The organism is Micromonospora sp. NPDC049101, assembly GCF_040648675.1.
Classification (GTDB): Bacteria; Actinomycetota; Actinomycetes; order Mycobacteriales; family Micromonosporaceae; genus Micromonospora.
Genome location: NZ_JBEZED010000016.1, coordinates 183,451 through 193,283, shown reverse-complemented (window position 1 = coordinate 193,283; position 9,833 = coordinate 183,451). Strand labels below are relative to the sequence as shown.

Below are 9,833 nucleotides of genomic sequence, written 5' to 3'. Positions count from 1 at the left end.
CCGCCGACCATGCGGTGATGACCTCGGTACGTCGGTGTGGGTCGGTAAATGTCGCACCGAGGATCGCCAGGCTGTTCGGCAGGATCAGGGCCCCCGCCCCCGGTGATCATGGAGTTATTGCCACTCGCGTCGGCGTGTCGTGGCAATAACTCCATGATCAACGCGGCCGGGTGGGGGTGGGGTGGGGTGGGTGGGGTTAGGGGGTGGGGTGGGGGGTGCGCCAGCGGGAGAGGGCCAGGGTGGCGGAGTAGCCGGCCAGGACGATCACGTGGAACAGGTAGAGCCACAGGAGCACGGCCACGCCGGCGCCGATGTCGTCGAAGCCGCCGAAGGGCACGCCCAGGTCCAGCGGGAGCGAGGCGAAGAGCACGAAGCCGTGCAGGAAACCGGAGAGGTTCGCCGCGGTGAACGACCCGATGCCGAGGGTGGAGAGCCAGTCCGGTGAGGCCGGCCCGACGACCCGGAACACCCACACCAGCACCGGCGTGAGCACCAGCCAGACCGCCAGGAACGACAGCACCACACCGAGCACACCGAGCCAACCACCCTGGCGTACGAGGCGGGTGGTCAGCGGCAGCGCCAGCAGGATCGACAGCAGCAGGGCGGGTGCCGGGGCGAGCAGGGGCAGCAGCAGGAGCCGGCCCCGCCAGCCGATCAGGTGCTCGTCGGAGCGGGGGGCGGCAACCGAGACGAACGCCCGACGCAGGCCCTCGCCGTACAGCGAGGCGGGCAGCAGGGAGGCCAGCGCCAGCAACGGGGTCAACCCCACCCCGGCGTCGACCAGCGCCTCCACCGCCCGAGGCGCGCCGATCGCGGTGGGCAGCGCCTCCACGGCGTACGAGGTGAGTCGGCGGACCCGGTCGGCCCCGGCCACCAGTGCGGTGAGCCAGATCGCCAGCAGGGCCACCGGCACCACGGCGATCGCGCCGTAGAAGGTGATCGCGGCGGCGTGCAGCGACAGGTCCCGGCCGCGCACCGGGCGGAACGCGGCACTGGTGATCCGTTTCGTGCGCTGCCATCCGTTGCCCATCGGGTCCTCCTTCCCTGTCGTCGGGGCCGTCACTCCTTAAGATCGCCGGTCATGACTGTTCTCACCACCGAACGCCTGATCCTGCGCGATTGGACCGACGATCCGGCCGATCTGGCCCGGATCTACGACATCTACTCTCGTCCGGATATCACCCGCTGGCTGGCCGTGTCGCCGGGTCTGCCGATGACCGATCCGGCCCAGGCCGTCGAACGGTTGCAGATCTGGCGCGACCGGCACGCCGACGACGGCGGCCGGTACGGCACCTGGGCGATCGAGGTACGCGACACCGGCCAGGTGGCGGGCACGGCGCTGCTCAAGCCGCTGCCGGGAACGCCCGAGACGCAGCTCACCTCGGACATCGAGACGGGCTGGCACCTGCACCCGGATTCGTGGGGTCACGGCTACGCGACCGAGGCGGCCCGTGCGCTCACGGCGCGGGAGCTCGCCACCGGTACCCCGGAGATCTACGCGCTCGTGTCGCCGGGCAACGATCCGTCGATGGCGGTCTGCCGGCGACTCGGCATGACGCACGTGGGCCGGCGCACCGACTGGTACGGCGGCGAGGAGTTGGAGACCTTCGTCCTGGCGGCACCGACCGCCTGAACACCAGGGCGCGCCTGTGCCCGCGCGGCGAGAGGGCCGGCGCGTCGAGAAGCCTGATGCCGGTGAGTCATCTTGATGACTCACCGGCATCACTCATGTGCCGAGGACCGCGCCACCCACGGTGGCCGCGACAGCCCCGCAGGGCGCGCACGGCCATAAATAGTCACGTCGGTCGAAGTGTTGACGCTCCCGTAGCACGTCAGTAATCTTTGGCCAAAGTAACGCAAGATCTCGACAAACGTGTGCAGGATTTCTTGCATACCCTCGGAAGATTCAACGGGCCTCCTGGAGAGGTCCGTTGATGGTCGTCCCCACCGCCGCACCCCCACCCCCGTGGTCAAGCCGCCGCGGCAACCGTCCCCGACGACAAGGACAGTGATGAGACGAACGAATCTGTTCAGGATGGTGGCGGCGACAGCCGCGGCCACGCTGATGGCCACGGCGGGGGCGACAGCCCTCGCGAACCCGGCGAGCGCCGGTCGCGCCGGTGCCTCGAACGCCACCCGCCCCGCCGACCCGGCAGCCGCACCGGGCAGCGGCTTCGCCGCTGCGGCCACCAATCTCGCGCAGGGCCGCCCCACCCAGGAGAGCGGCCACGCCGACGTCTACGACTCGTCGAAGGTCGTCGACGGCAACGCGGGCAGCTACTGGGAGAGCGTCAACAACGCGTTCCCGCAGTGGGTGCAGGTCGATCTCGGCTCGTCGCAGAACATCAACCAGGTCGTGCTGAAGCTGCCGACCTCCGGTTGGGGAACCCGGACGCAGACGCTGAGCGTGCGAGGCAGCACCAACGGTTCGTCCTTCACCGATCTGGTCGGGTCGCAGACCTACACCTTCAACCCGGCGAGCGGCAACGCCGTCACGATCAACTTCGGCTCGACCTCCACCCGATACGTCCGGATCACCATCACCGCCAACAGCGGCTGGCCGGCCGGGCAGCTCTCCGAGCTGGAGGTGTACGGCAGCGGCGGCACCACCCCGGACACCACCGCGCCGAGCGTTCCGGGCAACCTCTCCTACACCCAGTCGGGCACCACCATCGGCCTCACCTGGGTCGCGTCCACCGACAACGCGGGCGGCAGCGGCATCGCCGGCTACGACGTCTACCGCAACGGCGCGTTCCTCCAGTCCATCGGCAACATGACCACCTTCAACGACACCCAGCCGGCGACGGCCACCGTGTCCTACTACGTCCGGGCGCGCGACGCCGCGGGCAACCTCTCCGGCAACAGCAACACGGTGACCCGTACCGGCAGTGGTGACACCACCGCGCCGAGCACCCCGGGGACGCTGTCGCCGAGCACGTCGGGCAGCACGATCACGCTCACCTGGGGCGCGTCCACCGACTCCGGTGGCAGCGGGCTGGCCGGCTACAACGTCTACCGGGGCGGCAACCTGATCGCGACGCTGGGCACTGTCCTCACCTACCAGGACACCCAGCCGGCGACCGCGACCGTCTCCTACTATGTCCGCGCCCGGGACGGCGCCGGCAACCTGTCCGGCAACAGCAACACTGTCACCCGGACCGGCAGCAACCCGCCGGCCTGCACCAACGTGGCATCGGGCAAGGCCATGACGGCGAGCGGCTCGACCTTCAGCTTCACCCCGAACAAGGCGAACGACGGGCAGCTCGGCACCTACTGGGAGGGCGCGGCGAGCTACCCGCAGAACCTGACAGTGGCGCTCGGTGCCAACCACTCCATCTCCGGCGTCACCGTGCGGCTCAACCCGGATTCGGCCTGGGGCACCCGTACCCAGACGATCCAGGTCCTCGGTCGCGACCAGGCGTCGTCGGCGTACACCAGTCTGGTGTCGGCGGCGGCCTACCAGTTCGTCCAGGGCACCAACGCGGTGAGCATCCCGGTCAGCGCGACCACCGCGGACGTGCAGTTGCGGTTCACCGGCAACACCGGCGCGCCGTCCGGCCAGGTGGCCGAGCTTGAGGTGTGCGGCACGCCGGCGCCCAACCCGGACCTGGTGGTCAGCTCGGTGACCTGGTCGCCGACGTCGCCCAGCGAGGTCTCCCCGGTCACGCTCTCGGCCGTGGTGCAGAACATCGGCTCGGCGGCCGCGGGTGCCACCACCGTGAACCTCAGCCTGGCCGGCGCGGTCGTCGGCAGCGCCTCGGTGGGCGCGCTCGCCGCGGGCGCCTCGACCACCGTGTCGGTCAACGCGGGGGCCCGGCCGATGGGCAGCTACGCCGTCACGGCGGTGGTCGACCCGACCAACACGATCGTCGAGCAGAACAACGGCAACAACAGCTTCACCGCCGCGTCGCCGCTGGTGGTCGCGCAGGCCCCGGGGCCTGACCTGCAGGTGCTCAGCATCGCCTCGAACCCGCCGAACCCGGCCGTGGGGGCGTCCGTCACCTTCACCGTGACGGTCCGCAACCGGGGCACCACCGCGACCGGCGCGACAACCGTCACCCGGCTGGTGGCGGGCAGCACCACGCTCAACACCAACACCGCCTCGATCGCGGCCGGCGCGACGGTCACCGTGGCCGTCACCGGCAGTTGGACCGCCACCAGTGGCGGGGCCACCATCACCGCCACCGCCGACGCCACGAACGCGGTCACCGAGACCAACGAGACCAACAACGCGTTCAGCCAGTCGATCGTGGTCGGGCGCGGGGCGGCCCTACCGTACGTCTCCTACGAGGCGGAGGCCGGCCGTTACCAGGGCACGCTGCTGGAGCCGGACGCGCTGCGCACCTTCGGGCACACCAACTTTGCCAGCGAGTCCTCCGGCCGCAAGTCGGTGCGGCTGAACAGCACCGGCCAGTTCGTCGAGTTCACCTCGGCCAACCAGGCCAACTCCATAGTGGTGCGCAACTCCATCCCGGACGCGCCGGGTGGCGGTGGCATCGAGGCGACCATCAGCCTCTACGTCAACGACGTGTTCTCCCGCAAGCTGACCCTGTCGTCGCGGCACAGCTGGCTCTACGGCAACACCGACGGGCCGGAGGCGCTGACCAACACCCCGCAGGCCGACGCCCGACGGCTCTTCGACGAGTCGAACGCGCTGCTGGCGCAGTCGTACCCGGCCGGCACCCGCTTCAAGTTGCAGCGCGACTCGGGTGACACCGCCTCGTTCTACGTCATCGACACGATCGACCTGGAGCAGGTGGCACCGGCGGCGAGCCAGCCGGCCGGCTGCACCTCGATCACGTCGTACGGTGCGGTCCCGAACGACGGGCTCGACGACACCGCCGCCATTCAGCGGGCGGTGACCGACGACCAGAACGGCCTCATCGGCTGCGTCTGGATCCCCGCCGGGCAGTGGCGGCAGGAGCAGAAGATCCTGACCGACGACCCACAGAACCGGGGTACGCACAACCAGGTCGGCATCAGCAACGTCACCATCCGGGGTGCCGGCATGTGGCACTCGCAGCTCTACACGCTCACCGAGCCGCAGAACGTGGTGGGCGGAATCAACCACCCGCACGAGGGCAACTTCGGCTTCGACATCGACAAGAACACCCAGATCTCCGACATCGCCATCTTCGGCTCGGGCCGGATCCGGGGCGGTGACGGCAACGCCGAGGGCGGTGTCGGTCTGAACGGTCGCTTCGGTACCGGCACGAAGATCAGCAACGTGTGGATCGAGCACGCCAACGTGGGTGTCTGGGTGGGTCGCGACTACGACAACATCCCCGACCTGTGGGGGCCGGCCGACGGGCTGGAGTTCACCGGGATGCGGATCCGCAACACGTATGCCGACGGCATCAACTTCAGCAACGGCACGCGCAACTCGCGGGTGTTCAACTCGTCGTTCCGCACCACCGGCGACGACGCCCTGGCCGTCTGGGCCAACCCGTACGTCAAGGACCGCAGCGTCGACATCGCCCACGACAACCACTTCGTCAACAACACCATCCAGTTGCCCTGGCGGGCCAACGGCATCGCCATCTACGGCGGCTACGACAACTCGATCGAGAACAACCTGATCTACGACACCGCCAACTACCCGGGCATCATGCTGGCGACCGACCACGACCCGCTGCCGTTCTCCGGCACGACGCTGATCGCCAACAACGGCCTCTACCGCACCGGCGGCGCGTTCTGGAACGAGGACCAGGAGTTCGGTGCCATCACCCTCTTCCCGGCCACCCGGGACATCGTCGGCGTCACCATCCGCGACACCGACATCGTCGACTCCACGTTCGACGGCATCCAGTTCAAGAACGGCGGCGGCAACATGCCGAACGTCGCCATCACCAACGTGCGGATCGACAGGTCGAACAACGGCGCCGGCATCCTCGCCATGAGCGGCGCACGGGGCAACGCCAACCTGACGAACGTGACAATCACCAACTCGGCCGACGGCAACATCGTCATCCAGCCGGGCTCGCAGTTCGTCATCACTCCCTGATCCACACGCTTTCCAGGAAGTCGGGGTGTCCGCGGGCTGCGGACACCCCGACTTTCGTGCTGGGCACTGCGGCGCAGGGTCCGTCGTGGCCGTCGCGCCGCCGGCAGCGGCCAGCACCGTCGAGCGCGGCGTCACAGAACACTCGGGTACGCAGAAACTGCGCGTCCTCCTCGCTCAGCGTGATCTCGCCGAAGTCGAGAACGCCGAGGTGGCCGAGCGAGTCCCGCAGCGCCACGGCCAGGGCGGTGGCCCCGCTCGCGCCACTCGTCCATCGAGATCTTGGAAGATTCCGGCCCCGGGAGGGGCGCTTTCCCTCCAAGATCTGTCGCAGGTCCGGGTCGCTGTAGGTTCCGGTGCCGGCCCTCGCGTCGGCGGGATGGCCCCGACTGGCGGCGCGTCTTGCCACCCCCGGCCTATCGATCAGGGCCAGTACGGGTCGTGAGTCACCTGGGTGTCGGACTGGGTGTGCGATGACGCACAACTGGGGCGGCGGTGGCTAGGCTGACCTGAGCAGAATGTCCCGCTGAGGGGGTGAGCCCGGATGGCCCAGGCAGCGTTCGCGCCGGAGCCGGCGCCGCAGCACACCGAGCCGTCGTTCGACGTGCTGCGGTGGCACGACGAGCCGTGGACCGCGCAGCTCGCCCTCGACCTGTTGCCGGAGACCAACGGCCCCAAGGTTGAGGTCCTGAGCGGAAGCGTGATCGTGACACCACATGCGGGAATCGATCATCAGTCGGTCGAGCGGGAGTTGCCGTACGTGCTGCACCGTGCTGCCCGCAAGGCCGGATTCTGGGTCTATCCGGAGATCAACGTGATCTCCGGGCATGATCTTTTCATCCCGGACATCGCTGTGCTGCGCAACTCGGGCGGTGGCCGCACGACTGTTCCGATCGCCGAGGCGGTGCTGCTGGGGGAGATCGTTTCCCCAGGTAACCGGCGCAAGGACGTGATCGACAGGCCCCGGGAGTACGCGGCCGTCGGAGTGCCGTTCTTCCTCCGGGTGGACCTTCGCAACCGGGTGCCGACCATCGCCCTGTTCGAGTTGGTCGACGGTGAATACCGCCCGTTGGCCGCCGCTGCGGCGGGAAGCACCTTCGCGATGCGGGAGCCGTTCGAGTTCGCCATCGACCCGGCCGAACTGCTCGACGAGGAGGCATCGCCGGCCGCAACCACCGGTGACTCGGCTGACGACCTCGCTTGATCGACACGGCTTTCAGGAAAACGGGGTGTCCGGGTGCCGGGGATAGCCCGACTTCCTGAAAGCCGAGTCGATCATTGCCGGTCGCCGCCGGGCGGGGCGGAAGGTGCGGGCGGGGAGGGTTGAGGCTCCCAGCGGGCGTTCAGTGCCGGTGGGGGAGAATGGCCGCGTGACTTCCCCCCGTGACCTCGTCCTGCTCGGGTCCACCGGTTCGATCGGTACGCAGGCCATCGACATCGTCCGGCGCAACCCGGACCGGTTCCGGGTGGTCGCCGTGGGTGCGGGCGGCGGCAACGTCGAGCTGCTCGCCACGCAGGCCCTGGAGCTGGGCGTCGAGGCGGTCGGGGTGGCCAAGGCGTCCGCCGCGCAGGATCTGCAACTCGCGTTCTACGCCGAGGCGAGCCGGCGCGGCTGGGCCACCGGTGACTTCAAGCTTCCCAAGATCGTGGCCGGGCCGGACGCCATGACCGAGCTGGCCCAGTGGCCCTGCGACATCGTGCTCAACGGGGTGGTCGGCTCGCTGGGCCTCGCTCCTACGCTGGCCGCGCTGCGTGGTGGTCGTACCCTCGCGTTGGCCAACAAGGAGTCGCTGGTTGCCGGCGGCCCCCTGGTCAGGGGCGCGGTGACGCGGCCGGGGCAGATCGTGCCCGTCGACTCGGAGCACTCGGCGCTGGCCCAGTGCCTGCGGTCCGGGTCGCGTGGCGAGGTGCGCCGGTTGATCGTCACGGCCAGCGGCGGCCCGTTCCGGGGTCGGCGGCGCGACGAGTTGACGCAGGTCACACCGGAGCAGGCGCTCGCACACCCGACGTGGAACATGGGGCCGGTCGTCACGATCAACTCGGCGACCATGGTAAACAAGGCGCTTGAGGTGATCGAGGCGCACGAGTTGTTCGACGTGCCGTACGCCGACATCACCGTGATGGTGCACCCGCAGTCGGTGATCCACTCGATGGTCGAGTTCGTCGACGGGTCGACGATCGCCCAGGCCAGCCCACCGGACATGCGGCTGCCCATCGCGCTCGGCATCGGTTGGCCGGACCGGGTGCCCGAGGCGGCCACGGCGGTCGACTGGACGGCGGCGCACACCTGGGAGTTCGCGCCGCTCGACGACGAGGCGTTCCCGGCCGTCGCGCTGGCCAAGGCCGCGGGGGAGGCCGGGCGCTGCCGCCCGGCGATCTACAACGCGGCGAACGAGGAGTGCGTGGCGGCGTTCGTGGCGGGCCGACTGCCGTTCCTCGGCATCGTCGACACCCTCGAACGCGTGTTGGAGGAGGCCCCGGACTTCGACGAACCAGGTACCGTCGAGGACGTGCTCGCGGCCGAGTCGTGGGCACGCGCGCACGCGCAGGAGATCATCGCGGGTTCGGTGGAAGGAGCTTGATGTCGTACCTGCTCGGGGTGGTCCTCTTCGCCCTGGCCATCCTCATTTCGGTGAGCCTGCACGAGGCTGGTCACCTGCTGACCGCCAAGGCGTTCGGGATGAAGGTCACCAAGTTCTTCGTCGGCTTCGGTCCCACCGTCTGGTCGTTCCGGCGGGGGGAGACCGAGTACGGCCTCAAGGGCATCCCCCTCGGCGGCTTCTGCAAGATCGTGGGAATGACCCCGCAGGACGACGACGTCGAGCCGGGCGACGAGTCGCGGGTGATGTGGCGCTACCCGGTGTGGAAGCGGACGATCGTGATGGCCGCCGGGTCGATCACGCACTTCGCGCTCGCCCTGATCACGATCTGGATCCTCGCCGTCTCCGCCGGCCTGCCCAACCCGGACTTCCCGACCACCGACGCGCAGGCCCGCCAGGAGCCCGCCGTCATCCGGCTCAGCGAGTGCGTGGTGCCGGAAAACTCGCTGCGGGCGTGCACCCCCGCCGACGCGGCCAGCCCGGCCGCCCAGGCGCAACTGCGCGACGGTGACCGGATCACCTCGATCAACGGCAGGACGATCGGCAACTACGGCGACCTGCTCACCACGCTGCGCGCGCTCAAGCCAGGGGAGACCGCGCAGATCCAGTACGTCCGCGACGGACAGCCGGGCACCGCCAGCACGGTGCTCGCGCAGACCCAGCGTCCGCCGCTGGACGACCCGAACGGCGCCGCCGCGCCGGTGGCCGCGCTCGGCGTCGGGCTCGTCCCCAGCACGCCCACCCGCGTGACGTACGGCCCGGTCGGCGCCTTCGGGGCCACCGCCGACTTCACCGGCCAACTGGCCGTCGGCACCGTGCAGGCGTTGCAACGCCTCCCGCAGAAGGTCCCCGCCCTGTGGACCGCCCTCACCGGCGGCGAACGGGACGTCGACACCCCGATCAGCGTGGTCGGCGCCAGCCGACTCGGCGGCGAGGCGGTGGAGAACAACGCCTGGCTGGTCTTCTTCATGCTCTTCGTGTCACTGAACTTCTTCATCGGCGTGTTCAACCTGCTGCCGCTGCTCCCGGTGGACGGCGGCCACATCGCCATCGCCTGGTTCGAACGCGCCCGCTCCTGGCTCTACGCGCGGATCGGCCGGACCGACCCCGGCCGGGTGGACTACCTCAAACTGATGCCCTTCACGTACGCGGTGATCCTGATCGGTGGCGCGTTCACGCTGCTGACCATCGCCGCGGACGTCGTCAACCCCATCACGCTCTTCTCAAGGTGA

The 9,833-nt window shown here is 69.5% G+C and carries 7 protein-coding genes; 5 read left to right on the top strand and 2 right to left on the bottom strand.

All coding sequences use genetic code 11. From position 1 onward, the window contains the following. Nucleotides 1–196: 196 nt before the first annotated feature. Complete coding sequence (locus tag AB0B57_RS23030; RefSeq protein ID WP_357073253.1) at nt 197–1,030, bottom strand: YhjD/YihY/BrkB family envelope integrity protein; 834 nt, start codon at nt 1,028–1,030, stop codon at nt 197–199. A gap of 51 nt (nt 1,031–1,081) precedes the next feature. Here AB0B57_RS23030 and AB0B57_RS23025 point away from each other — a divergent pair, with 51 nt between their 5' ends. Together AB0B57_RS23025 and AB0B57_RS23020 are read left to right on the top strand one after the other, a co-directional pair. Next, on the top strand, nt 1,082–1,633 hold the full coding sequence (locus AB0B57_RS23025) for a GNAT family N-acetyltransferase (protein WP_357073250.1): 552 nt from the start codon (nt 1,082–1,084) through the stop codon (nt 1,631–1,633). A gap of 378 nt (nt 1,634–2,011) precedes the next feature. Continuing rightward, nucleotides 2,012–6,004: a CARDB domain-containing protein gene (locus AB0B57_RS23020; protein WP_357073247.1), complete on the top strand. Its 3,993-nt coding sequence runs from the start codon at nt 2,012–2,014 to the stop codon at nt 6,002–6,004. Here the strand turns inward: AB0B57_RS23020 and AB0B57_RS23015 are convergent. Further along, a complete protein-coding gene (locus AB0B57_RS23015; RefSeq protein WP_357073293.1) occupies nt 5,994–6,239 on the bottom strand; it encodes a hypothetical protein in 246 nt (81 codons plus the stop codon). The two genes, AB0B57_RS23020 and AB0B57_RS23015, sit on opposite strands and share 11 nt — an antisense overlap. A 306-nt stretch (nt 6,240–6,545) precedes the next feature. Here AB0B57_RS23015 and AB0B57_RS23010 point away from each other — a divergent pair, with 306 nt between their 5' ends. The 3 genes from AB0B57_RS23010 to AB0B57_RS23000 all read left to right on the top strand — a co-directional run bounded on the left by AB0B57_RS23010 (nt 6,546) and on the right by AB0B57_RS23000 (nt 9,833). Next, entirely contained in the window at nt 6,546–7,205 is a 660-nt protein-coding gene (locus AB0B57_RS23010; protein ID WP_357073244.1) for a Uma2 family endonuclease, read from the top strand. Nucleotides 7,206–7,371: 166 nt separating this feature from the next. Beyond that, nucleotides 7,372–8,583, top strand: coding sequence for a 1-deoxy-D-xylulose-5-phosphate reductoisomerase (dxr, locus tag AB0B57_RS23005; protein ID WP_357073241.1), 1,212 nt, complete (start codon nt 7,372–7,374; stop codon nt 8,581–8,583). Next, a complete protein-coding gene (locus tag AB0B57_RS23000) occupies nt 8,583–9,833 on the top strand; it encodes a site-2 protease family protein (RefSeq protein WP_357073238.1) in 1,251 nt (416 codons plus the stop codon). Before dxr ends, AB0B57_RS23000 begins: the two co-directional genes overlap by 1 nt.

Bases quoted from the DNA above. Each gene is read 5' to 3' on its own strand.
- AB0B57_RS23030 (WP_357073253.1), bottom strand. From the start codon at position 1,030: ATGGGCAACGGATGGCAGCGCACGAAACGGATCACCAGTGCCGCGTTC.
- AB0B57_RS23025 (WP_357073250.1), top strand. From the start codon at position 1,082: ATGACTGTTCTCACCACCGAACGCCTGATCCTGCGCGATTGGACCGAC.
- AB0B57_RS23020 (WP_357073247.1), top strand. From the start codon at position 2,012: ATGAGACGAACGAATCTGTTCAGGATGGTGGCGGCGACAGCCGCGGCC.
- AB0B57_RS23010 (WP_357073244.1), top strand. From the start codon at position 6,546: ATGGCCCAGGCAGCGTTCGCGCCGGAGCCGGCGCCGCAGCACACCGAG.
- AB0B57_RS23000 (WP_357073238.1), top strand. From the start codon at position 8,583: ATGTCGTACCTGCTCGGGGTGGTCCTCTTCGCCCTGGCCATCCTCATT.